Genomic DNA, 24,589 nt, shown 5'->3' with positions numbered 1-24,589 from the left:
CTTCCCTCTTTTGCGGTGCATCCCTTGATCATCACACAAGGCCGGAGACACAGTGGAAGCGGAATTTGCCATCATCGGAGGCGGGATTGTCGGGCTGTCGCTTGCCTATGGCCTGCTCAAGCGTGGCAAATCGGTTTGCATCTGGGATGAAGGTGACAGCGCCTTTCGCGCCTCTCGGGGCAATTTCGGGCTGGTCTGGGTGCAAAGCAAGGGATTGCATCAACCGGCCTATGCGCAATGGACAAGGGCCTCTGCCCGCGCCTACCGGAGCTTTGCCGATGAGATCGAAACTGTCTCTGGCCTGCCACTGAACCTGCAACAGGATGGCGGCTATATCATCCACATGAGCGAAGACAGCCTTGATGCCGACCGCAAGCTTTACGATGGGTTGCGCAACCGTCTGGGGGGCGATTATCCGTTCGAGGTGATGGGCCACAACGCGCTCAAGACAGAAGAGCCCAACATCGGACCCAAGGTGGCGGGCGCGCTCTATTGCCGTGAGGACGGGCATGTGAACCCTTTGCGGCTGTTGCGCGGGCTGACCATCGCGGTGCGCCAGTTGGGCGGCACGGTGCGGACCGGCCACAGGGTGACAGACATCCAGCCGCAATCGGCGGGGTTCACCATTACCGACCAGAACAACACAACTATGGTTGCAGAAAAGGTTGTGCTGGCCGCCGGGTTGGGCGCGATGACGCTGGGGCCGCAGCTGGGGTTCACTGCCCCCATCCGGCCGCAGCAGGGGCAGATCATCATCACCGAAAAGCTGCCCAAACTGATGAACCGGCCCAATGTCGAGGTCCGGCAGGTCGACGAAGGCGGCATCCAGATCGGTGCCAGCAGCGCCGAGGTTGGTCTCAATGATCGCGAGGATGTGGCAACGGTGGCCGGACTGGCGGCGCATGCAGTGGATATGTTTCCCAAACTGGCCCACGCCAGAATGCTGCGCAGCTGGGCCGCGTTGCGGATCATGTCACCCGATGGACTGCCGATCTACCAGCGGTCGGTGCAGCATCCCGGCGCTTTTTTTGTGACCTGCCACAGCGGCATCACGCTGGCGGCGGCACATGCAGGGGTATTGGGTGATTGGTTGACCGACAGCGCGGAGCAGCCTGATCTGACAGCTTTTGGTGAGGACCGGTTTGATGTTTGAACGGATGGACAAGGGCCAGCGTGACCGCCTGCGCTTCACCTTCAACGGCGCAGAGGTCACTGGCCAATCCGGCGATACCATCGCCGCGGCATTGCTGGCAAAGGGCCATAGGGTGTTTCGCCAGACCCCGACAACCGGCGCGCCCCGCGGGCCTTATTGCATGATGGGCAGTTGTCTTGAGTGTCTTGTGGTGGTGGATGGCGAAACGGTGCAAGCCTGCCAGACCGCAGCGCAGGACGGTCTGACCGTTACATCGCCGCCCCCTGTAAAGGACATCCCATGACCCGCTCCGACTTGATTGTCATCGGTGCAGGTCCAGCTGGCATGGCCGCCGCCATGCTGGCCGCGCAGCAGGGCATGTCTGTGCTGGTGCTGGATGAAAACCCCGCGCCGGGCGGCCAGATTTACCGCAATCTGGCAACATCCACGGCAACACAAAGGGCTGTTATGGGTCCGGACTATGCCGCAGGCCTGCGGCTGATTGATGGCTTGACTGCGGCCCCCCTCACGGTGATCTCAAGCGCGGTGGTTTGGGATGTGGATCAAGATTGCACCGTCACCTATTCCAAAGACGGCCAGGCCTATCGCGCCAAGGCAGATCACCTGCTGATTTGCACGGGCGCAACGGAACGGCCTGTGCCGCTGCCCGGTTGGACCTTGCCAGGGGTGATGACTGCAGGCGCGGCGCAGATCTTGATGAAGACCAGCGGATTATTGTGCAAGGACGCCGTTCTGGCGGGGTCCGGTCCACTGCTTTATCTGGTCGCAGTGCAGATGGTGCAGGCAGGCACGCCGCCCAAGGCGTTGGTCGAGACCCAGACACCCGCCCACTACCGCGCCGCGTTGCGCCATGCGGTCGGCGCATTGCGCGGCTGGAAGACCTTGGCGAAAGGGGCGCGGATGCTGCGCGATCTGCGCCGCGCCGCTGTGCCGCGTTACACGGCTGCCAGCGATCTGGCCATCACGGGCGATACTGCCACCAGTGGGCTGCGGTTCACGGCTCTGGGTCAGGCACATCATCTGGAATGCACGACCGTGCTGTTGCATCAAGGGGTGGTGCCAAACACACAGATCACCCGCGCCTTGCGCCTGGATCATCGCTGGCACGCGGGGCAACGCTGTTTCCACCCGTCTGTTTCCGAATGGGGGCAAAGCAGCCATCCACAGATTTACATCGCCGGTGATGGTGCGGCAATCGGCGGGGCCAGAGCGGCAGAGCACGCCGGTCAATGCGCCGCTGCTGATATCTTGCGCAGCGCTGGCCGGATCACCACCGCCCAGCGTGATGGCCTCGCGGCCTCCGCCAAACGAAACCTCGCCCGCGAACGGGCGCTGCGCCCGTTTCTGGATGCGCTTTATGCCCCGCCCGCCGGGGTCATGCAGCCCCCTGATGAGGTGATCGTCTGTCGCTGCGAAGACGTAACCGCAGGTGACATTCGCGCCTATGCCCGCCTTGGCTGCAAAGGGCCAAGCCAGACCAAGGCCTTTGGCCGCGCGGGGATGGGCCCCTGTCAGGGGCGCTCTTGCGGACTGACGGTGACCGAACTATTGGCGCAAGCCACGGGGCAAAACCATCAAGACACCGGATATTTCAGGATCCGTGCCCCGCTGAAACCCGTCACATTGGGCGAAGTTGCCGCCCTGCACAGCCCCGCCCCATCACAGCCCGAAGGACAAGACCCATGATCACCCGCAGCCACACCGCACAGCGCATGAGCAAGATCACGATCCACAAGGAAACCGTCTATCTTTGCGGTCAGGTTGGCGGGGCCGAGGGCGATGTCACCGATCAGACCCGCGAATGCCTGCGCCGGATCGAAACGTTGCTGGCCGAAGCCGGATCAAGCCCTGCGCATATCCTTCAAGCGGTGATCTGGCTGGCGGATATGTCGGACTTTGCGGCGATGAATGCGGTTTGGGACAGTTGGGTGCCCGAGGGCGCGGCCCCCGCCCGTGCCTGCGGCGAGGCAGCCTTGGCCCGGCCAGAGCTGAAGGTCGAGATCATTATCACAGCGGCAATGGCCTAGCGCCCGACACCTCGTCAACCCGCGTCGCCGTTGGGGATCAACACGCAAAGCTGCGCAATCCTGTCCTCAGTGGTTTGAAAATCCTGTGCCGCATTGGCAATTCCCTGACTGGCCGAGAGCAACAGCGCAGCCAGTTCCTGGGGATTGCGGGAGACCTGCGCCAGGGCCTTTGCAATTGCGTCTTCGATAACACTGTCGGTTTCCACAAACTGAACCGACCGCAGACGGGTCTTGGCAGCAAAGAGCTCAGCGGCATGCGGCGATTGCCGCACCAGATCATGCACAATCCGGTGTTTGTCCGTCAGGGCCGCCCTCACCCGCTGTTGGACCGTCGCCGCGTCCGAGGCCAGCGCCGCCTCCACCGCATTGATCAAACGGGACGCCACATGATCGGCCACCGCGACAAAGACCGCATCCTTGTCAGGAAAATAGCTATAAAGTGTCGCCTTGGAGACCCCCGCCGCTTGCGCCAGTCCCTCCATCGAGGTGGCGCGAAAACCCGATTGCACAAATGCCTGTTGGGCCAATGAAACGATACGGTCACGGCGGCTGGACCGGAGGGGGCTGAGGGCATCTGTCATAAAAGCTGTTCCATTTTCAAAACTATACACTATGATCGCTATTCGTTCAATTCGTTTTGATTCTCCTTGTTCAAAAAATGGAACTGCGTCATGAAAATCATCAAGTGGGCCCTTCTCGCCCTTCTCGGAACAGTGATCGCCACCTTGCTGGCGATCAAGCTGATCTATGGGATGGGCAAGCCCTACCCTGATGTTTCAACGCCGCCTCTGCGCAGCGATGCGGCGCCCGCAATCACGCTGCCCTTGCCGCCGGGTATGGTTGCCGCAGGGCCGCAAGGGCGGATCTTTTTCACCTATCACCCGTTTCATCGCCCGCAGGACCATACAGAACATCTGATCTTTGAATGGACCCCTGGCGGCGCGGTGCCCCTGGCGCCTGAAATTGCCGCGCAATTGCACGGTGTGTTCGGCATCACCGTGGACCGCCAAAACCGGCTTTGGGTCGTGCGCCCCGGCGCCATGGAAGGCCGCCCGACGCAGGTCGTGGCCATCGACATCGACAACGGCCAGATTGCCTTTGAACATACATTCCCCGATGGCATGGGCGGTTTTGCGCAGGATCTGCGGGTCTCGGCTGATGGCCGGTATGTCTATCTGGCCGACACCGGATTGCTACGGTTCACCGATGCGGCGCTGCTGGTACTCGACACCCAAACCAAAGAGGTCCGCAAGGTGCTGGAGGGCCATGAAACGATCGCGCCGCAAAATTGGGTCATGCGGCGCACCGATGGCAGTGCCTATCGTCTGGGCTATGGTTTGGTCAGTTTTCAGGTGGGCGTGGACGGATTGGAATTGTCCGAAGATGGCGATTGGCTGATCTATGCGGCGATGAGCCATGACAGTGTTTACCGTGTGCCAACCGCTCTTTTGACCAATTTCGACAGCCGCCCTGAAGACATCGAGAACGCCATCGAAAAACTCGGCCCCGCCCCGATGAGCGATGGCATCGCGCTGACCCCGGCGGGGGCAGTGATCCTGACGGACGTGGAAAATGGCGGACTGGCGGTCCTTGAGGATGGCAGATTGCAAACGCTTGTGGCCTTGGACGGCGTTGATTGGGCCGACAGCGTGACGGTGGCCCCGAATGGCGACATCTGGTTTACCGACAGCCGCTTGACCGATCTGCTTGATCCATTTGGCAATCCCGCCTCGGCCGAGGTCATGAAGCAATCGGCGCCCTATGCCATCTACCGCATTCCGGCGGGCAACACCGCAGAGTGACGACGGCCAGCGGGGAAACACCGCCGTCGCGACATCGGGGAACAAAACCGAGGTGACATTTGCAAAGAACGGACCGTGCCGCGTGCATAGCTTAACGGAACGTTTAACTTTGCACGCGGCTCCGCCTATCGCTTGATTGCATCAACGCTCAGGCGGGGCTGCATTTCAAACAGGCACTGTCAAGGCGTTGCAGCTTTGCTCGCTCACCCAAAACTTGCCATTTGCAAAGTCCGGGCCGCGTTTCGTGTTGAAAAACGGGGCTTTCATCCCTTTCAGAAAGAAAAACATATCGCGAGTAAATTTTTTGATAACAATGTAAAACTTTATCACCTAACATGCGACTGACCACAAATGAGGGGGCGCCGCAATGTCCGACACCAAGATCAAGAATATGGAAGAGTTTGCCCAGATCAGCGGGCTGTCCCGACCAACGGTGTCCAAGTATTTTCACGACCCCAATAGCGTTCGGGCCAGCACCCGCCAGCGGATCGAGGAGGCGCTTGAGGCCCATGACTACCGGCCAAACATCTATGCGATGAACCAGAACCGCAAGTTGACCAAGAACATCGGTATCGTGGTGCCCTATCTGGCCGATCCGTTTTTTGCTGAGATCGCCCGAAACATCGAAACCCGCTGCATTGATGCTGGCTATTCCCCGACGTTGTTCAGTTCTCACGGTGATCCTGATCTCGAACGGCAAATCCTTGATAACCTGCGCCTTCTCAAACCCGCAGGCGTGCTGCTGGCCCCGCTTGGGCGCGCCTCGGACCGCAGCATTATCGAGGCCTTTTGCAATGAGGTGTTCACTGTTCTGTTCGACAGCAATCTTGATGGCCTGGGGGAGGCCTTTGTCGGATCTGACAACGCGAGCTTTGTCTCCCAGACCGTTGATTATCTTTGCAGAACGGGTGAACCGCCCTGTTTCTTCGAGATGCGCAATCCGGCCAATCCCAACGCGAACAAGCGCAGGGCCGCCTTCATCCAGAACATGGAAGCACGCGGGCATGAGCCGCATGTGATCCGTGTCGAAGGCACCGGCTGGCATTTCGAAGAGATTGGCAAGCAAGGCGGGCTGCGGGTGCTGGAGGACAACAGCCTGCCCAGCAGCACGATCCTGTGCAGCAATGACCGTTTGGCGATCGGCTTTCTTTCGGCCTGCTATGAAAAAGGCCTGCGGGTCGGGCGCGGCTCCGGCTGTGCGCTGCGCGTGGCCTCGCATGATGATCACCCGTTCTCGCGTTTCACCTGCCCCTCCCTCACCACGGCCGGGCACGATTATGACGGCGTGGCCAAGGGCAGCGTTGAGCGTCTCTTGAAGCTGATCGAAACCGGAGAGCGGTTTGCCGAACGCACCGATACCCTATGCGCCGCACAACTGGTGCTGAGGGCGTCGGCATAAATCATCACAAAATTTACGCGCGTTAATTTTAGATTGACGCCCGTCGCCTCTCTCGCTTAGTCTGCGGCCATATAACATCCAGCTTAGGGAGGATTCGGATGTCTTTGAGAAACGCATTTCGTGCGGCAACTGCGGTCACTTTGATCACCGCCGGTGGCGCATTCGCCGACACCATCACCATCGCGACAGTGAATAACGGCGACATGATCCGCATGCAGGGTTTGACCGATGACTTCACCGCCAAAACCGGCCACGAGGTAGAGTGGGTTACGCTGGAAGAAAACGTGCTGCGCCAGCGTGTGACAACCGATATCACCACCAAGGGTGGTTCCTTCGACATCATGACAATCGGCATGTACGAAACGCCGATCTGGGGCGCAAACGGCTGGCTGGTGCCACTGGACAATCTGTCTGAAGAATACGACGTCGATGACATCCTGCCAGCGATGGCCGGCGGTCTGAGCCATGATGGCACGCTGTATGCGGCACCGTTCTATGGCGAAAGTTCCATGATCATGTATCGCACCGACCTGATGGAAGCGGCTGGCTTGGAAATGCCAAAAGCCCCTACATGGGACTTTATCGCCGAGGCCGCAGCCGCGATGACCGACCGCGACAATGACATCAACGGCATCTGCCTGCGCGGCAAGGCCGGTTGGGGTGAAGGTGGCGCGTTCATCACCGCGATGTCCAATTCCTTTGGCGCACGCTGGTTCGACATGGACTGGAACGCCCAGTTCGACACGCAGCCATGGGCAGACACGCTCAACTTCTTCAAGAACATGATGGATGCCTCCGGCCCCGCCGGTTATGCAACCAACGGCTTCAACGAGAACCTGTCGCTGTTCAATCAGGGCAAATGCGGCATGTGGATCGACGCCACGGTCGCGGCCTCTTTCGTGACGGGCAAGGATTCCACCGTTGCAGATCACGTTGGCTTTGCGCTGGCACCGGACAACGGTCTGGGCAAACGCTCCAACTGGCTCTGGGCTTGGGCGCTGGCCATTCCTGCCGGCACTCAGAAGCAGGACGCCGCACTGCAGTTCATCGAATGGGCCACCAGCAAAGACTACATCGAACTGGTCGCGGGCAAAGAAGGCTGGGCCAACGTTCCTCCGGGCGCACGTACTTCCCTGTATGAAAACCCCAACTACCAGGCCGTGCCTTTCGCGCAGATGACGCTGGATTCTATCCTGTCAGCCGATCCTAACAACTCCACCGTTGAGCCAAGCCCATATGTGGGTGTGCAGTTCGCGGCGATCCCGGAGTTCGCAGGCATCGCAACAGACGTGAGCCAGGAGTTCTCAGCGGCTTATGCCGGTCAGCAGACCGTCGAAGAAGCGCTGGCCAAGGCGCAGGCCCTGACCAACGACGCCATGGAAGCGGCTGGCTACAAATAAGCCGCGCTGACATCCAGTAAGGGCGGCGGCCCGGTCGCCGCCCTTCACCCAGACGACCTTTTCATTCACTCTGATCTTATTCTGGCGGCAAGTCCGCCCCCGAGAAAGGTGTATCCAAAATGGCCACCAAAGCATCCAGATCCGCCGCCCGCGTAATGATGGCCCCTGCTGTGATCCTGCTTTTGGGCTGGATGTTGGTGCCCCTGACCATGACGCTTTGGTTCTCGTTCCGCAAATACCTGCCCCTGCGCGGCGGTGATCTGGGATGGGCCGGGTTTGACAATTACACCCGTTTCGTCAGTTCCAGCGCCTTTTGGCCCAGTGTACAGGCCACCCTCATCATCGTGGGTTCTGTTCTGGTGATCACCGTTTGCCTTGGCGTGTTGCTGGCGATGTTGCTGGACCAGCCGATGTGGGGGCAAGGCGTTGTCCGTATCCTCGTGATTGCACCGTTCTTCGTGATGCCCACCGTATCTGCGCTGGTGTGGAAGAACATCTTTATGGACCCCACCAACGGTCTGTTTGCGCATCTTTGGAAATTTTTCGGGGCCGATCCGGTCTCGTGGCTGTCGCAGGCCTCCCTGCCCTCGATCATCCTGATCGTCAGCTGGCAATGGCTGCCTTTCGCGACGCTGATCCTGCTCACCGCGATTCAATCGCTGGACAGTGAACAGTTGGAAGCCGCCGAAATGGACGGCGCACCGCATCTCAAGCGGTTCTGGTTCATCATCCTGCCGCATCTGGCGCGTGCAATCACCATTGTCGTGCTGATCCAGACGATTTTCCTTCTGTCGATATTCGCCGAGATTTTCGTGACCACCGGCGGTGCCTTCGGATCAAAAACCCTGACCTACCTGATCTTCCAGCGGGTGCTGGAAAGCCAGAACGTTGGCCTGGGATCGGCAGGCGGCGTCTATGCAATCATCCTCGCTAATATCGTCGCTATCTTCTTGATGCGGATTGTGGGGAAGAACCTCGATGCTTGATCCACACCGCACCCCCGCCCGTTACGGCACCTCGCCCCGCAGCTTTTTCAACCAAAGGACTGTCTGATGGCCCGCTCTGTCACCTCACAACGCAAGGCGATCAACACTGCAGTGGCTTGGGCCGTTGGTTTGCTGATCTTCTTTCCGATCCTCTGGACCATCCTGACCAGCTTCAAAACCGAGGCGCAGGCGATCAACGACCCGCCGCTGTTCCTGTTCTTTGACTGGACGCTTGAGAATTACACCGTGGTGCAGGAACGCTCCAACTATATGCGGTTCTTGTGGAACTCTGTGTTCATCGCGGGCGGTTCCACCATTCTGGGCGTGATGATTGCCATTCCCGCCGCGTGGTCGATGGCCTTTGTGCCCTCCAAGCGGACCAAGGATATCCTGCTGTGGATGCTCTCCACCAAGATGTTGCCGGCGGTTGGGGTTTTGTATCCGATCTACCTGATCTTCATCCAGTTTGGCCTGCTCGACAGCCGTCTGGGTCTGGTGATTGTGCTGATGCTGATCAACCTGCCGATCATCGTCTGGATGCTTTACACCTATTTCCGCGAAATTCCCGGCGAGATTCTTGAGGCGGCCCGCATGGACGGTGCCACCCTGCGCGAAGAGATCCTCTATGTGCTGACGCCCATGGCCATCCCCGGCATTGCGTCAACCTTGCTGCTGAACTTCATCCTGGCCTGGAACGAGGCGTTCTGGACACTCAACCTGACCGCCGCGAAGGCCGCACCGCTGACCGCGTTCATCGCCAGCTACTCCAGCCCTGAAGGGCTTTTCTACGCCAAACTCTCCGCCGCATCGACAATGGCGATCGCACCCATCCTTGTTCTGGGCTGGTTCAGCCAAAAACAACTGGTGCGCGGTCTGACCTTCGGCGCCGTGAAATAAGACAGGAACCAAAGATTATGGGACGTATCACACTGGACAAAGTCACGAAAAGCTTTGGCGATGTCGAAGTTATTCCACCCTTGGACCTGACCATCGAAGACGGTGAGTTTACCGTTTTTGTCGGCCCGTCCGGTTGCGGCAAATCCACCTTGCTGCGACTGATCGCAGGTCTTGAGGATATCACCTCGGGGCAGATCCGGATTGACGGCACCGATGCCACCAACGTGCCGCCGTCCAAGCGCGGTCTTGCGATGGTGTTTCAGTCCTATGCGCTCTATCCGCATATGTCGGTGCGCAAGAACATCGCCTTTCCGCTGCGCATGGCCAAGCTGGACAAGGCCGAACAGGACCGCCGCGTCGAACAGGCGGCGGCGGTTCTGAACCTCGCCGATTATCTGGATCGCAAGCCCGGCCAGTTGTCCGGTGGCCAGCGCCAGCGTGTTGCCATCGGCCGCGCCATTGTGCGCGAACCTTCGGCGTTTCTGTTTGATGAGCCTTTGTCCAACCTTGACGCGGCCCTTCGGGTCGGGATGCGCATGGAAATCTCCGAGCTGCACAAAAAACTTGCCACCACGATGGTTTACGTGACCCACGATCAGGTCGAAGCGATGACCATGGCGGACAAGATCGTGGTGCTACGGGCAGGCCATATCGAACAGGTCGGCAGCCCGCTTGAGCTGTATCACAATCCCCGCAACCTCTTTGTGGCAGGCTTTATCGGCTCGCCCACCATGAACCTGATCAGCGGACCGGAGGCAGCCAAGCGTGATGCCACAACCATCGGTATTCGCCCCGAACATATCACGGTCTCCGACAAGGAAGGTGCTTGGAAAGGTGTTGTGGGCGTGTCCGAGCATCTGGGCTCTGACACGTTCTTTCATATCCATGACACGGGTCTGGCTGAAACCATCACGGTGCGTGCGGGCGGCGAGGTCGGGTTTCGCCATGGGGATACCGTACATCTGACCCCGCGCGAAGATGTGATGCACCGCTTTGACGCGCAGGGGTTGCGCATCGCATGACACGGCTGGCCGGTAAGAACGCCCTGATCACGGGTGCGGCGCGCGGGATCGGTCTGGCCTTTGCCAAGGCTTACGTGGCTGAAGGGGCGCGTGTGGCCATTGCGGACATCGACATTGACCGCGCCCAGACCGCCGCCACCGGATTGGGCGATGCGGCGATTGCGGTGCAGATGGATGTGACCGATCAGGCCAGCATCGACCGCGCCGTGGCACAGGTCACCGATGACTTTGGGCAGATCGACATTCTGATCAACAACGCCGCGCTCTTTACCGCAGCACCCGTAGTCGAAATTGACCGCGCCGATTATGCGCGGGTTTTCGACATCAACGTGGGTGGCACGCTGTTTACGCTACAGGCCGTGGCCCGCCACATGATCGAATGTGGCACCAAGGGCCGGATCATCAACATGGCCAGTCAGGCCGGTCGCCGCGGAGAGCCATTGGTCGCAATCTACTGCGCAACCAAGGCTGCGGTGATCAGTCTGACGCAGTCGGCAGGGCTCGATCTGATCAAACACGGCATCAACGTCAATGCCATCGCTCCCGGTGTGGTGGACGGCGAACATTGGGACGGGGTCGATGCGTTCTTTGCCAAATACGAGGGCAAGGCACCGGGCCAGAAGAAACAAGAGGTCGCGGCAAGCGTGCCATACGGCCGGATGGGCCGCGCAGAGGATTTGACAGGTATGGCGGTCTTTTTGGCCAGTGACGAGGCGGAGTACGTGGTGGCGCAATGCTACAACGTCGATGGCGGTCAATGGATGAGCTGATGGCAGATGGTGCAAACGGCAATGGTCTGGTCCGGCTGAGCGATCAGACCCTCAGCGTGCTGCCCGGCGGTGTTGCGCGACCAACCTACAACCGCCAAGCCCTCACCGCAGGTATTGTGCATATCGGTCTGGGCAATTTCCACCGCGCCCATCAGGCGTGGTATCTGCATCGGTTGATGCAAATGGGAAAAGCGCAGGATTGGGCCATCATCGGCGCAGGTGTGCGGGCGGCCGACAGCGCCCAGCGCAGCCGCCTGTTGGGGCAGGATTGCCTGACCACGCTGATTGAACTGGACCCCGCGGGCATGTCCGCAGAAGTATCGGGCGCGATGATAGCTTTTCTGCCTGTGGCCGCGGACAACGCGCCGTTGATCGCACAGATGGCCGATCCGGAAATCCGCATTGTGTCGCTCACCGTGACCGAGGGGGGCTATTACGTCGATCCGGCGTCTGGCGGCTTCGACGCAGGCCATGCCGACATCACGCATGACGCCGCCCATCCCGGCAGCCCGCGCACCGCCTTTGGCGCGATCATCGCCGCGCTTGGCCTGCGCCGCGTCCAAGGGACCGGCCCCTTCACGGTGATGAGCTGCGACAATCTGCAAAGCAACGGCGATGTGCTGCGCCAGACGGTGCTGTCCCTGGCGCGGATGTCCGATCCGGCGCTGGCAGACTGGATCGCGGCAGAGTGCAGTTTCCCCAATTCTATGGTCGATTGCATCGTTCCGGCCACCGGTACAGCCGAACGGGCGCTGGCCAACCGTTTTGGCATAGACGATGCCGCGCCAGTGACCCATGAGAACTTTCGCCAATGGGTGATCGAGGATGATTTCTGCGCCGGGCGTCCGCCACTCGAAGAGGCCGGCGCGACCTTTTGCGACGACGTACACCAGTTTGAAGCGATGAAGCTGCGCATACTTAATGGTGGGCATCAGATCATCGCCGCCGCAGGAGATCTGCTGGGCATCGAAACCATCGCCCAGACGATGGATCATCCGCTGATCCGTCAAACCCTGCGCAAGATCATTCAGCAAGAGATCGCGCCCCATGTGGCTGATGTGCCCGGCATGACCCCCCTCGCCTATCTCGATCTGATCGACCGCCGTTTTGCCAATCCCGAGATCCGCGACACCACGCGGCGGGTGGCCTATGACGGGTCAAGCCGCCAGCCGGGGTTTATTCTGCCATCGGCACGCGACGGTCTGGCCGCAGGCACGCCGGTGTCCGGTCTGGCACTGGTTTCGGCCATCTGGGCGCGGTATTGCCTTGGAACCCGCGAGGATGGGACATCGATTGAAGCCAATGATCCCAATTGGCAGGCGCTGACCGAGCTGGCCAAGCAGGCGGCTGTCGAACCTGACCTTTGGTTGGCGCAAAGGCAGATCTATGGTGATCTGTCGTCAGCCACGGCTTTTGCAGCAGCCTTCTCCGGCTGGATGAAGCTGCTGCATTCAGACGGCGTTGAGGCAACCTTGACCCAATATCTGGACCTTTGAGCGATGATACTGTGTTGCGGCGAAGCCCTGATCGACATGATCCCGACACCCACCGCATCGGGCGGCATGGCCTACGCCCCGCATACGGGCGGCGCGATCTTTAACACCGCTATCGCACTGGGCCGCCTTGGCGCGGATGCAGCACTGCTCAGCGGGGTGTCCACTGACGGATTTGGTGAGATGTTGGTTGCCTCGCTGCGGGCCAATAACGTCAAGACGGATCACCTGATCCGCTCGGATCGACTGACCACTTTGGCGATTGTGCACCTGACAGAGGGCAAGGCGGTTTATTCCTTCTATGATGAGAACTCTGCCGGTTCCGCATTTGCAGCGGCGGACATGCCCGCCCTGCCGGACGATCTCACCGCCCTGTATTTTGGCGGGATCAGCTTGGTCGCGGAACCTGCGGCCACCGCCTATGAGGCGCTGATGGCGCAGGCGGCAGGCCGCAACACCATTGTGCTGGATCCCAATATCCGTCCGGGGTTCATCACAGATGAACCGGCCTTTCGTGCGCGGCTGGCGCGAATGATCGCAAAAAGCGACATCGTCAAGGTGTCCGACGAAGATCTGGACTGGATCGACCAAGGTGGCGGATCGCTCACGGATCGCGCCCGCCGGTTGTGCGAGGCCGGACCGCAGTTTGTCGTGGTAACCAAAGGCGACAAGGGCGCTACTGTGGTGAGCCGCACCGCCCAGTTGGACAGCCCGGCATTATCCGCGCAAGTGGTCGACACCGTTGGTGCGGGCGATACCTTTAACGCCGGTTTGATGCTGGGTCTGGACCGTTTGGGCCTGTTGAACAAGGCCAGCCTGGCTGCAGCACAGGTTCCACAATTGCGCCCCGCCCTCACGCTGGGCGCACGCGCGGCGGCTGTGACTGTCTCGCGGGCCGGTGCAAATCCGCCTTGGGCATCGGAACTGGATCTTTCGGAATGACCCAGCCGCATGTCACGCAACTGGCAGGCCAAATCGCGGCGCTCAGTGATGGCAGGACACGCCGCATGATCGCAATCGCCGGTGCGCCGGGGTCAGGCAAATCCACCATCGTTGCGGAACTGGCCAAGCGGATACCGGGCAGTGCGATCGTTCCGATGGATGGGTTTCATCAGGACAATGACATCCTTACGGCGCGCGGCCGCCTGCACCGGAAGGGGGCGCCAGACACCTTTGACACAGGCGCAATGCTGCGGGTGTTGCAAGAGGTCGCGCGTGGAGGCGCGGTGTCGGTGCCGGTTTTTGACCGCGGTGCCGATGCCGTGGTGCCAGATGGCGCGTTGATCCCGGCCACAGCCGATATCATCCTTGTGGAAGGCAATTATCTGTTGTTGGACACGCCCGGTTGGCGCGAAATGCACGAAATGTGGGATCTGACGGTGCTCTTGGATGTTCCGCCAGATGAATTGCGCAGGCGGCTGGTGCGCCGCTGGACAGACCATGACCTGACCCCGCAACAGGCGCAAGATCGCGCCGCATCAAATGATCTGCCCAATGCTCAAACGGTCATGGCGCAATCGATTGTTCCCGATATCCGCCTTAAATCGGCTTAAGGACGCATTTACGGCGATTGATTCGGCCCATTTGCGGATTCATCCGGTGATTGAATCGAAACAATTGCGAATATCTCTGATCATTGTCCCCCAAGGGCGCATGGCGTCCGCCTTATTTAGCGCTTATTTGGCGGAAGGCACTTTTACAAACCTCAAACTAATGCATTGTTTTAATTATATTTAATCTAATATAGCGCTGTTCTCAGGCGTTGCCAGGTGGCCATTTTTACGGGCATTCTCTGCCTTGTTTAGGACCAAATAGAACTGTGAGACCACCCGATGCCTCTTTCAAACGCGGCGGGCGCAACACTATCCATTGTCGCTCATATTGATGACGATCTGCTGTTTCAGAACCCCGATATCCAGAACAGTATTTCTGCGGGTGGTGGGCATACGACAGTCTACCTGACAGCCGGTGATGCCGGTCAGGACGCCGCCTATTGGGAAGGGCGCGAAATGGGTGCGAAGGCGGCCTATGGCCATATGGCGGGCGCGGATGATTGGGTCGACACTCTCACAACCTTTCACAACGGCACCGATGATTTTGAGGTCCGCGCCTCCTATTTGGAAAGCGACCCTGACATCCGGCTCTATTTCCTGCGGCTGCCCGATGGCAATCCAAACGGGTCCGGCTATGCCAGTACGGACCAGCAAAGCCTTGAACAGCTCTGGGATGGCGATATTGCCTTGATTGACAGTGTGGATGGGGCCAATACCCTGTCTGCGGATGATGTCTCCGGTCTCCTGCTCGGGATCATGGAACATCATCAGCCGGATGCCATTCTCATTCAAGACCACAGCTCCGAACATGCGGGCGGCAACCATTCGGACCATGTGAATTCCTCACAATTTGCCTATGAGGCACAGCAATTCTACAGCAGCGATCATGAGCTGATTTCCTATGTCGAATATGCCACTGCCGATCTGGGCGCGAACCTGTCGGATGAAGATGCGGCGCAAAACCTTGATACCTTTTACGAATACGCTGCCCATGACCCGCATGTCGCCAATGGCACGGACGCGGAGGGCAATCCGATCATTTCAGACACCTACCGCGCATGGACCGAAGCCAGCTATGAGGTCGGCAACCTGCCAGATCCCCATGCTCATCCCGAAAACTGGACGGATCAATTTGCGAGTGGCGCAGGCGGCTGGGATAATGGCGAACACATCCGCACATTGGCCGATGTGAACGGTGACGGTATGGCCGATATCGTTGGTTTTGGCGACAGCAGCGTCGACATCGCCCAGTCGGACGGCACCCAGTTTGAGGCTGCAACCTCGGCGATCAATGACTTTACCCAGAACGCAGGTGGCTGGCGCATCGATACCCATGACCGCGCCATCGCCGATGTGAACGGCGACGGCATGGCTGATATTGTCGGCTTTGGCGGCAGCAACGTCATTGTGGCGTTGTCCGATGCAACCGATTTCGACGCCATCGAGCTGTGGTCAAACGGCTTTGACAGCGACGCCGGATGGGACAGCAGCCGCCATGAACGTGAGGTTGCTGATGTGGACGGCGACGGGCTGGCCGATGTGGTGGCCTTTGGCGAGAACCGCGTGACCGTGGCCTTGTCCAACGGAACGGAATTTGAGGCGGGCCAAGGATGGTCAACCGATTTTGGATATAACGACGGCTGGCGCATGGATGCCCATGTACGGGTGTTGGATGATGTGAACGGTGACGGGCTGGCCGATATTGTCGGATTTGGCAGTGATGGCGTATCGGTCGCCACCTCCAACGGCAATGGCTTTGACGAGACCGAGCTTTGGCTGGATGAGGCTGCGGCGGGCAGTGACTGGAACGCAGCGGATCACACCCGCACAGTTGCAGATGTTGATGGCGATGGGCGGGCCGATATCGTGTCCTTCGGTGCGGATGGTGTCTATGTCGCAACCGCAACCGGCACCGGGTTTAACGATGCAACGCTCTGGACCACGCTCATGGGCACATCCGATGGCTGGACCAATGCGGATGACGCACGCAGCGTCGGTGATGTGAATGGCGATGGCCTGGCAGATCTGGTCGGCTTTGGCGCAGAGGGGGTGCAGGTCGCCCTTTCTACAGGCACCGGATTTGAACAGGTTGATGGCGCGCCGCTGGTGCAGGATTTTGAAACGGCAGCTTATGTTTCCGACAGCAACCCGCCGGAGGAAGAGCCTGACGCAAGCCAAGGCACCGAAGGGGACGACACTCTGGTTGGCACCACCGGCGATGACACGATCCTTGCCCTTGGCGGTGACGATTCCGTCGAAGGGGATATGGGCGACGATCTGATCGATGGCGGCGATGGCGCAGATACGCTGCGCGGAGGTCATGGGGCCGATACGATCAACGGCGGTGATGGCGATGACCAGATCGAGGGGCTTTATGGCGACGACGTGATCACCGCCGGTGCCGGCAACGATCACGTTTTTGCCCGCGACGAAGACGATATCGTTTATGGCAATGACGGAAATGACACATTGATCGGCGGGCGCGGCACCGACACGATATATGGCGGCGCAGGCGATGACCTGATTGCAGGCAGCCAGCTTGATGACGAAATCCACGGCGGCGACGGCAATGATCTGGTGTTTATCGGCACGCCTGAAGGATCCGACCGGATTTTTCTGGATGATGGCAATGACATACTGGATGGCGGCAGCGCCGGGTCCGGCTTTTATGCCGAGGGCGGCAATGGCAACGATCTGATGAACTCCGGCGTTGGCAATGACACGTTGCTGGGCGGTGCGGGGAATGACCAGATCAACAGCGGCGCTGGCGATGATCTGCTGTATGCAGGTGGCGGCAGCGATATTGTGACCGGCGGCGATGGCGATGACGTGTTCTTTTTGCAAGACCTGCCCGGCAGCGTGCGCATCACCGATTTTGGCGCCAATGGCGCGGCAGACCAGATCGACCTCTCCGAGATTGCAGGTTTTGATAGGGTAGAAGACCTTTCAACGGCCCTGTCTTGGGTGAATGGCGAAATGACCATAACCCTGCCCGTGACCGACGGTGTCTTGACAGTCACTGTTCTGTCCGATGCGCCGCTGAGCGCCGGTGATTTTGGTCTCACTGGTGATCTGGTTCTGCCCGAGGTCGTTGAAGACACCGTTGATGATGGCAGCGACGATGACACTGTCGATGGCGGCAATGGTGATGATACCGTCGGTGGCGGCAATGGAGATGATACCGTCGATGGCGGTACGGGCGATGGTCCATACTATTCACTGGACGGGCCGGACGCAGGCCATTTTGACATTGATACCGTCACAGGCGAGGTCAGCAACAAGGATTGGTTCACACCGAACTACGCGCAGGTTTGGGACACCAATGGCGATCACATCTATGAAGCCTCAGTCGTGGAACATGATGCCACCGGAGCCGAAATTGGCCGAAGCGATCTGCAATTGGTGGTGACCCCAACAGAGGCGATCTGGCGCGATGCGATTGATCTGTCGGGTGGTGACGACACGGTCGATGATGGCAATGGTGATGACACCGTCGACGGCGGCATTGGCGATGACACCGTCGATGGCGGCAGTGGCGATGATACCGTCGATGGCGGCAGTGGCGATGACACCGTCGATGGCGGCAATGGCGATGACACCGTCGATGGGGGCAGTGGCGGCGATCCGTTGGATGGCGGCACCGGCGCAGGCGAAACATACGTTTTGGCCGGCACGGATGCAGGACATTTCGACCTTGATCCGGACACCGGCGAAGTTACCAACAAGGATTGGTTCACGCCGAACTACGATCAGGTTTGGGATACCAATGGCGATCACATCTACGAGGTTTCCGTGCTTGGTCTGGACGCAAACGGCGAAGAGATCAGCGCCAGCCATTTCGAACTGGTTGTGACCCCCACAGACACGTTCTGGCAGGTTGGCGATGCCCCTGACGGCGATGGCGGCGACACCGATCCGGGCGATGAACCGGGCACTGGCGATGACATTGATCCCGATGGCGGCACAGGCGGTGACACTGGTGGCGATAACGGCGGCGGCACGGATGAGGCTGTCTTGCGCTTTGCCCTCGAAGGGCCGGACGCGGGCCACTTCAATGTGGACAATGACACCGGCGAGATCAGCAACAAAAGCTGGTTCACCCCGTCATATGATCAACTCTGGGACACCAACGGCGACCACATCTATGACGTGTCGGTGGTGGAGTTTGACGAGGCGGGCGATGAGATCGGCCGCGATGCGCTGCAACTTGTGGTCACGCAAACCGATAGCTTCTGGCAAGATGCCCCTGCCCTGGCAACGGGACCAGAAGAGATGACAGGCGAAGAGATCATGGCGGCGCTCGCCCTGCCGGAAAGTGCCGATGACAGCCTGATTCCGCCGGATGATCCCGATGAAATGGAAGACCCGTTGCTGGGCTTCTAGGCTGGGGCGGTTGGCCCTTCGCGCGCCGCGCCAGCGTGCCGCTACGCCCGCAGAATGGCCGCGCCCTCAAAGGGCGGTACGTCGGCGGCGGTTATGGCTTCGCCTTGCAAATAGGCCGGCTCGGCCAGCCGCGTTAGCGGATCAAAGGTTCGGCCCGTCTCTGAGCCATCCAGCCACCGCCAAGACGCGTGGCCCTGCAGGCGGCATATCCGGCCCGCCGCATGTACCGCCAACACCATCTGATCAATCATCCCTGCCCGCCCGGCGGTGATGTTCAACGGGACCGGCGCATCGGGGTGCAGATCCGGGATATGCATGATAGGGGCATGGCTGAGCGTCAGCCGCGCATGAGACAACCCGCGCCGCTGCATCAGGTGAAGAATGGAAATTTCCAGTGGGAAATAGCCATCGATGAAATCGCCAAAACGACCCGGCGCTTGCGATCGCACAACAGCGTCCATCATCAGAACAAGCCAAAGTATTCTTGCTGTTCCCACTCCGAAACGGTCATCAGGTACCGGTCCCATTCTGCGCGTTTGAGTGTGGCCAGGTAGGATGTGAATTCCGCACCAAAACTTTGCCGGATGTGGCCTGATCCGTCAAAGGCTTCAATCGCCGCCAGCAGGCTTTGCGGCAACCGGTCTGCGCCTTCGCCGTAAGGGGATTCCGTGGCAGGCGGCGCAGGTGTTTGGGATCGCAGCCCGGCCAGCCCTGCATAAATTTGCGCGGCAAAGGCGAAATGCGGATTTGCGGTGGTGTCGGCCACACGGTTTTCAATGCGCGACGCGGCGTCACCGGGATACATCAGCGCCCGCACCATCGCGCCGCGATTGTCCCAGCCCCATTGAATGCGGTTCGGGGCCAGTTGGAAAGGCGTGAATCGTTTGTAGCTGTTCACCGTCGGGTTCGTCAGCAAGCAGGACGCAGTGGCATGTGCCAACAAACCCGCGATCCAGCCATCGGCTTGCGGCGTCAGCCCGCCATCTGCCTTTGGCACAAATACGTTCTGGCCCGTGTCGTTTGCAATCAGGGACTGATGGATGTGCCAGCCGTTCGCCGCCGCATTGGGCAGGTTGGGTTTGGCCATGAATGTGGCATGGAGCCCCCGCGTCTGGCAGACCTCCTTGACCATTGTGCGAAACAGCACAAACCGATCCGCTTGGGTCTGCGGGTCTGACGGGGCAAAGGTGAACTCGAACTGGCTTGGCCCCATTTCGATTTCCATCGAACGCGGCTCAAGCCCCATGGCATCGGCGTTGCGGCGCAGATCATCCAAAAGATCCTGCGCTTCGGAATAGCGGGTTTCGCTGAGGTACTGATGGCCCTGGGTCAGGTTGGATGTCTGCACGGGCGCGGGGGGCATGGTGGCTTGCGCATGTCCCAGCGCGGCATCGCGCAACTGAAAAACCTGAAATTCGACCTCAAGCCCAAAGACCGCCTGATAGCCCGCAGCGTCCAGATCAGCCACCGCCTTGGCCAGTACTGCGCCGCAGGCAAAGGGCACCTCGGCGCCGCTTCGGTCCAGCACATCGCAAAGCAAAATCGCTGAATGGGGCGACCATGGCAGGATGAAAAACCGTGCCGGGTCCGGTCGGATCAACACATCACCCGCGCCTGCCAAGGGCAGATCCGCGACCTGCGCCCCTTCGGTCCAGACCGGGAAGACGGTGCTGTTGGACGTGTCTTTGAGCAGCAGCGTAGAGGGGATGCCGATGCCCTTTTCAAAGGCGGTTTCCAAAGCGCCGGCGACGATGGTCTTGCCGCGCAAGATACCGTGTTGATCGACAAAACAGATGCGCAGGGTCTCAACACCCTGTTGCGCAACGGTTTCAAGGACATGCGAAATGAGTTCTGCGCGGGTGTTCATAAATACTTAAACCGATGCGTCCCAAGGGCATTCTGACCGCCGTGCAATATCTGCCGCATGGCTTGCGCTTTGCCAGTTGGCGGTCGGCGCGATGGCGTCGTTTGACAGTGGGCCAAGAATCCCCATTACATCCGCCCGGCCTTGCATCGGCAAATCCTCAGGCCGCTCCGCCGCGAGATCTGCAATCGCCTTTCGCAACATCCGCCGATAACGGATGATCGCCACATCACTGCGGCCCAGATGTTCTTGTCTCCGGTCCTGAATTGCGCCCATCCCTTCAACCGCCCATTGATCATGCACGTTAATGTCCAGCCCCATGCCTGTATAGGTCAGGGTCTCCTGTTCGGCCGGATCGTAGTGATAGTTGTTGTCGCGGTTCTTCAGTGGCGCGTAATCCGGCAAGCTGTGCTCTTTGAGCCGCTGTTCTCGCATCAGTTCCTTGTTCACCGGGTTTTTGAAGCTGGTGAAGATCGTGAACCAATAGCAGTTTTCATCATCGATCGGCACATGCCACTGGGTGATCGTCATCTCGCGCGACATCGGAATGCAGATCGCCTCGGGAAAAATCTGGTTGGTCACGCGGACATGGGTCAGGTCGTTGTCCATATGGCGCAGCGCGGTGATCTTGAGGCCATAGTCGGTCTCGTCCACCTTGATCTCTGGCCGTGGGTATTCGCGCAGCACCTGCGTCATGGGCATGTCGGTATGGGCCGCCTTGTCCCGGAATTGTTTGCCATAGCTGTCGCTTGGGTCTTCGTCTTCCAGGAACCTGTGCAGGAACGAGGCATGGGCCGGATCAATACCGATCTCCAATGCCTGAAGCCAGTTGCAGCGCCACAGGCCTTTGAACGCAAAAACATGGCTGTCCGGTGCGCGGAAACAATCAAAGTTTGGGAACTTAGGCGGATCGCCAGGCCCCATATAGGCAAAGACCGCCCCTTTGATCTCATGGACGGGATAGCTCGGTCCGTTTGGATCAAGGATGATCTCTTGCGGTGCGGGACAATAGGCCGGTGGCTCTCCCTCCGGTGCGATGCGTGTTCTCAGGTTCAGTGTGCCGCTATCGGCGCGAACAAGGGCCAGACGTTCACCCAGCAGATTGACCGCAACGGGAAAATCGCCCCGCAATTCGTCGCTTAGCGCGGCAGGCTGCCAATAGTGGCGCAGCACGTTGCCTGCATCGGTGTTTGGACCAATGCGCGTGATCTGGTCGTTCAAGGCCTGGCTGATCATGTGTTGTCCCCCTGTGTTTCGCACCATGCCGAGATGACACCGTTTTCCTCTTTCACCGGCACCATCGGCACTTTGATCTGGGTGTACATTTTGGACCCTTCCGGTTCGGCAGGTTGTTCCACGCATTGGCCGGTCCGGTCAAAGTGCCAGCCATGAAAGGGGCAGCGCAACCCGTTGTCTTCAAGCCGGCCAAAGCACAGATCTGCCCCCCGGTGCGGGCAGTTCCTGCCAATCAACCCCAAGCCGCCTTCCTCATCACGGAACAGGACATAACGATCACTGCCAAGGGTGATCGGCAAAAGTGGACGGCCCGCATCCAGCGTCGCGGATTGCGCGATGACCTTCCAATGACCCTCAGCGTGATTGTCCGCAGTGATCGGGGAGGTTGTCATGATTGTTGAACCCTCTTCATTTGTGCGATATATGAACTTAAATGCGTAATATGAACGTAACCCAACAATTGGACCCCCGTCAACATGACCACGCGTGACACCGCATCAACATTTGCCAAAGGCCTTGCCGTTCTGAGCTGCTTTGAGGGCGGGCGGAACGATCTGACCATGGCCGACATTGCTCGGCTGACCGGCTTTGATCGGGCCACAGCCCGCCGCCTGTGCCTGACATTGCAAAGCAGTGGCTACCTTTACAAACACGAAAAGGCCTTGCGGCTGACACCCAAGGTGCTGGCCATCGCGGGCGGTTATCTCAAGGCAGAATATATAGGCAAGTCCGTGCAGCCGACACTGGATCAATTCGCCAGAGAGCTGGACGGAGAGATTGCACTTGCGGTGCGCGATGGCACACGGGCCATCTATGTGGCGCGATCCGCCGTGCCTTCGGCGCGCCTGTCTCTGGGCCTGTCGGTCGGCAGCACACTGCCGCTGTTACCCACGGCGGTCGGGCGCATGCTGCTGGCCGGTTGCTCTGGGCCAGAGCGGGAACAGATCATCAACGATTGCGGGATGGTGCGGTTTACCGAACAGACGACACTGGACCGCCCTGCCCTTGAGGCCGAAATTCACAAGGCCGCCACCCAGGGCTTTGCCTTTGCCGCCAACGAGTTCGAGATGGGCGCCGCCGGGGTGGCAGTACCGGTTCACGGCATTTCACAAACGCAGGCGGTCTTGGCGACCACTGCATCGGTCAATTACCTTGACCGGCAAAGCCAGCTTGATCACGTCCTCGATATCCTGCGCAAGGCGGCGATGAGCCTGCGCAGGTAACACCGCCATGCCCGATTGCACGTTGGCCCGCAATCAGGCAGAAACCAAATGACCTGGCGGAAAGCCACGGAAAGGAACAGCCCGCTATGATTGCCTACGTTACTGTTGGTGCGGATGATATCGCACTTGCGAAACGGTTCTACTCTGCGTTTTTGCCAGCGCTTGGTTACGGCCTGACAGAGGGTGCGGAGGGGCTCAGCTTTGCACTGCCGGTGGCACCGGGGCAGTCTCCGGTCCTGCCGGATTTTTACGTCAAACCGACCTTTAACGGGCAACCGGCCACAGCCGGAAACGGCGCGATGGTTGCCTTCGAGGCCGGCAGCCAAAGCCAGGTGCGCCAATTGCACGCCGCCGCCCTCGCCGCTGGCGGGCAGGACGAAGGGCAGCCGGGGTTTCGTGCATCTTATGGGCCGCGTTTTTACGTCTGTTACTTGCGTGACCCGCAAGGCAACAAGATCGCATTGTTTTCCAGCAACCCAAATGAGCCCGGCCGGGACGATTAGGTCTATGCGGGGGGACTTTGGATCCGCGGTCCCGAAAGATGGGCAATCACGCTTTTTCTAACGGCGCGAATGCGGGGGATGTCCCGCAAGTCTTGATGTGATCCCACCCAGATCGGCACTTCAATGTCGGGCATTCTATCCGCCAGATGCAAAAGGTCCGGAACACGGTCGCCAACGAATGATGGCAAGACCGCAATCCCGGCCCCCGATTGCGCCATGCGGGACAAAACCACAAAACTGTCCGATCCGGACTGCATGCTGTCGCCCGGCACATTGGCAGACAGCCATTTTGCCGGGACTGATCGCGCCAATGGGCCTTGCAGCCTGAACCATTTGTCCAGATCCGCCGAGGTGGCATAGGCCCGGAACACAAGCGGGGTCACGGATGTGGCAATCATGTCCTCCGGCAATGTCATCGCGGGGCGCACGAACAGATCGGCCTCCATCCGCGCGAAATTGAGGTGGCTGTTATTGCTCAGCAATTCGATCTCAAGCTGCGGGGCTTCGGCCTTCAGGGTCTGCAAGACATCCGGCAACAAATACTGGCAAATGGTATCCGTGGATGAAATGCGCACCACCCCGCTCAGCTGTGGATTTGCCCCCAGCATCAGCCGCTCAACGCCCAGGACCGCGTTTTCAACCTCCCGCACCGCCTGAACCAGCGCCTCCTTGCCGGGCAACACCCGGTAGCCGTTTGCGTTTCGGTCAAAGATTGCGCCACCGTTCTGCGCTTCAAATGCAGCGACGCGCCTCAGCACGGTTGCATGGTTCACGCCCAGATCACGGGCGGCCGCGCTGACCGATCCGGCCTCGATCACCGACAGGACGTACCGCAGGTTGTCCCAGTTTGAGCTGTGCATAATTTCGCAAACCCTATG

At 59.6% G+C, this 24,589-nt stretch carries 23 protein-coding genes; 17 read left to right on the top strand and 6 right to left on the bottom strand.

Annotated elements, in window-relative coordinates:
- The first annotated feature begins 52 nt into the window (after positions 1 to 52).
- The 4 genes from JNX03_RS02330 to JNX03_RS02315 are packed head-to-tail and all read left to right on the top strand — an operon-like array spanning position 53 to position 3,180.
- Positions 53 to 1,153 carry an NAD(P)/FAD-dependent oxidoreductase gene (locus JNX03_RS02330; protein WP_203210859.1) on the top strand — a complete coding sequence of 367 codons (1,101 nt, stop codon included), beginning with the start codon at positions 53 to 55 and terminating at the stop codon, positions 1,151 to 1,153.
- Complete coding sequence (locus JNX03_RS02325) at positions 1,146 to 1,436, top strand: (2Fe-2S)-binding protein (RefSeq protein WP_203210858.1); 291 nt, start codon at positions 1,146 to 1,148, stop codon at positions 1,434 to 1,436. The genes JNX03_RS02330 and JNX03_RS02325 overlap by 8 nt, the downstream gene beginning before the upstream one ends.
- The gene (locus tag JNX03_RS02320) at positions 1,433 to 2,839 is read left to right on the top strand and encodes an NAD(P)/FAD-dependent oxidoreductase (protein WP_203210857.1); all 1,407 of its coding nucleotides are present in this window, start codon (positions 1,433 to 1,435) and stop codon (positions 2,837 to 2,839) included. Before JNX03_RS02325 ends, JNX03_RS02320 begins: the two co-directional genes overlap by 4 nt.
- Positions 2,836 to 3,180 (top strand): RidA family protein, encoded by a 345-nt coding sequence (locus JNX03_RS02315; protein ID WP_203210856.1) that lies wholly within the window; start codon positions 2,836 to 2,838, stop codon positions 3,178 to 3,180. The genes JNX03_RS02320 and JNX03_RS02315 overlap by 4 nt, the downstream gene beginning before the upstream one ends.
- A gap of 14 nt (positions 3,181 to 3,194) precedes the next feature.
- Here the strand turns inward: JNX03_RS02315 and JNX03_RS02310 are convergent, their stop codons facing one another.
- Positions 3,195 to 3,761, bottom strand: coding sequence for a TetR/AcrR family transcriptional regulator (locus JNX03_RS02310; RefSeq protein ID WP_203210855.1), 567 nt, complete (start codon positions 3,759 to 3,761; stop codon positions 3,195 to 3,197).
- Positions 3,762 to 3,851: 90 nt separating this feature from the next.
- Here JNX03_RS02310 and JNX03_RS02305 point away from each other — a divergent pair, with 90 nt between their 5' ends.
- From JNX03_RS02305 to JNX03_RS02255, 11 genes are all read left to right on the top strand, one after another.
- Positions 3,852 to 4,982, top strand: a complete 1,131-nt coding sequence (locus JNX03_RS02305; RefSeq protein ID WP_203210854.1) for an SMP-30/gluconolactonase/LRE family protein — start codon at positions 3,852 to 3,854, stop codon at positions 4,980 to 4,982.
- A gap of 367 nt (positions 4,983 to 5,349) precedes the next feature.
- Complete coding sequence (locus tag JNX03_RS02300; RefSeq protein WP_203210853.1) at positions 5,350 to 6,381, top strand: LacI family DNA-binding transcriptional regulator; 1,032 nt, start codon at positions 5,350 to 5,352, stop codon at positions 6,379 to 6,381.
- Positions 6,382 to 6,479: 98 nt separating this feature from the next.
- A complete protein-coding gene (locus JNX03_RS02295; protein WP_203210852.1) occupies positions 6,480 to 7,781 on the top strand; it encodes an ABC transporter substrate-binding protein in 1,302 nt (433 codons plus the stop codon).
- Between the two features lie 119 nt (positions 7,782 to 7,900).
- On the top strand, positions 7,901 to 8,767 hold the full coding sequence (locus JNX03_RS02290) for a carbohydrate ABC transporter permease (protein WP_203210851.1): 867 nt from the start codon (positions 7,901 to 7,903) through the stop codon (positions 8,765 to 8,767).
- A 66-nt stretch (positions 8,768 to 8,833) separates the two neighbouring features.
- Positions 8,834 to 9,664 (top strand): carbohydrate ABC transporter permease, encoded by an 831-nt coding sequence (locus tag JNX03_RS02285; protein ID WP_025048451.1) that lies wholly within the window; start codon positions 8,834 to 8,836, stop codon positions 9,662 to 9,664.
- Positions 9,665 to 9,681: 17 nt separating this feature from the next.
- The gene (locus JNX03_RS02280; protein ID WP_203210850.1) at positions 9,682 to 10,686 is read left to right on the top strand and encodes an ABC transporter ATP-binding protein; all 1,005 of its coding nucleotides are present in this window, start codon (positions 9,682 to 9,684) and stop codon (positions 10,684 to 10,686) included.
- Positions 10,683 to 11,456, top strand: a complete 774-nt coding sequence (locus tag JNX03_RS02275; protein ID WP_203210849.1) for an L-iditol 2-dehydrogenase — start codon at positions 10,683 to 10,685, stop codon at positions 11,454 to 11,456. The genes JNX03_RS02280 and JNX03_RS02275 overlap by 4 nt, the downstream gene beginning before the upstream one ends.
- A complete protein-coding gene (locus JNX03_RS02270) occupies positions 11,456 to 12,952 on the top strand; it encodes a mannitol dehydrogenase family protein (protein WP_203210848.1) in 1,497 nt (498 codons plus the stop codon). Before JNX03_RS02275 ends, JNX03_RS02270 begins: the two co-directional genes overlap by 1 nt.
- Positions 12,953 to 12,955: 3 nt before the next feature.
- Positions 12,956 to 13,891 carry a carbohydrate kinase family protein gene (locus JNX03_RS02265; protein WP_203210847.1) on the top strand — a complete coding sequence of 312 codons (936 nt, stop codon included), beginning with the start codon at positions 12,956 to 12,958 and terminating at the stop codon, positions 13,889 to 13,891.
- Entirely contained in the window at positions 13,888 to 14,502 is a 615-nt protein-coding gene (locus JNX03_RS02260; protein ID WP_203210846.1) for an AAA family ATPase, read from the top strand. The genes JNX03_RS02265 and JNX03_RS02260 overlap by 4 nt, the downstream gene beginning before the upstream one ends.
- A 279-nt stretch (positions 14,503 to 14,781) precedes the next feature.
- Positions 14,782 to 18,885 carry an FG-GAP-like repeat-containing protein gene (locus JNX03_RS02255; RefSeq protein WP_203210845.1) on the top strand — a complete coding sequence of 1,368 codons (4,104 nt, stop codon included), beginning with the start codon at positions 14,782 to 14,784 and terminating at the stop codon, positions 18,883 to 18,885.
- A gap of 41 nt (positions 18,886 to 18,926) precedes the next feature.
- Here JNX03_RS02255 and JNX03_RS02250 read toward each other — a convergent pair whose 3' ends face one another.
- The 4 genes from JNX03_RS02250 to JNX03_RS02235 are packed head-to-tail and all read right to left on the bottom strand — an operon-like array spanning position 18,927 to position 22,377.
- Positions 18,927 to 19,349, bottom strand: coding sequence for a hypothetical protein (locus JNX03_RS02250; RefSeq protein ID WP_203210844.1), 423 nt, complete (start codon positions 19,347 to 19,349; stop codon positions 18,927 to 18,929).
- Positions 19,349 to 20,752 (bottom strand): glutamine synthetase family protein, encoded by a 1,404-nt coding sequence (locus tag JNX03_RS02245; RefSeq protein ID WP_203210843.1) that lies wholly within the window; start codon positions 20,750 to 20,752, stop codon positions 19,349 to 19,351. The genes JNX03_RS02250 and JNX03_RS02245 overlap by 1 nt, the downstream gene beginning before the upstream one ends.
- 6 nt (positions 20,753 to 20,758) lie before the next feature.
- Positions 20,759 to 21,985 (bottom strand): aromatic ring-hydroxylating dioxygenase subunit alpha, encoded by a 1,227-nt coding sequence (locus JNX03_RS02240; RefSeq protein WP_203210842.1) that lies wholly within the window; start codon positions 21,983 to 21,985, stop codon positions 20,759 to 20,761.
- Positions 21,982 to 22,377, bottom strand: coding sequence for a Rieske 2Fe-2S domain-containing protein (locus JNX03_RS02235; RefSeq protein WP_203210841.1), 396 nt, complete (start codon positions 22,375 to 22,377; stop codon positions 21,982 to 21,984). Before JNX03_RS02235 ends, JNX03_RS02240 begins: the two co-directional genes overlap by 4 nt.
- Before the next feature lie 84 nt (positions 22,378 to 22,461).
- Here JNX03_RS02235 and JNX03_RS02230 point away from each other — a divergent pair, with 84 nt between their 5' ends.
- Positions 22,462 to 23,208 (top strand): IclR family transcriptional regulator domain-containing protein, encoded by a 747-nt coding sequence (locus JNX03_RS02230; RefSeq protein ID WP_203210840.1) that lies wholly within the window; start codon positions 22,462 to 22,464, stop codon positions 23,206 to 23,208.
- Between the two features lie 86 nt (positions 23,209 to 23,294).
- On the top strand, positions 23,295 to 23,711 hold the full coding sequence (locus JNX03_RS02225) for a VOC family protein (RefSeq protein WP_203210839.1): 417 nt from the start codon (positions 23,295 to 23,297) through the stop codon (positions 23,709 to 23,711).
- A 2-nt stretch (positions 23,712 to 23,713) separates the two neighbouring features.
- Here the strand turns inward: JNX03_RS02225 and JNX03_RS02220 are convergent, their stop codons facing one another.
- Positions 23,714 to 24,571 (bottom strand): LysR family transcriptional regulator, encoded by an 858-nt coding sequence (locus JNX03_RS02220; RefSeq protein ID WP_203210838.1) that lies wholly within the window; start codon positions 24,569 to 24,571, stop codon positions 23,714 to 23,716.
- Between the last annotated feature and the right edge of the window lie 18 nt (positions 24,572 to 24,589).

It is taken from the genome of Sulfitobacter mediterraneus (genome assembly GCF_016801775.1).
Taxonomy (GTDB): Bacteria; Pseudomonadota; Alphaproteobacteria; order Rhodobacterales; family Rhodobacteraceae; genus Sulfitobacter; species Sulfitobacter mediterraneus_A.
The sequence above is the reverse complement of the archived record's forward strand: the minus strand, read 5'-3'. Positions and strand labels throughout refer to the sequence as shown.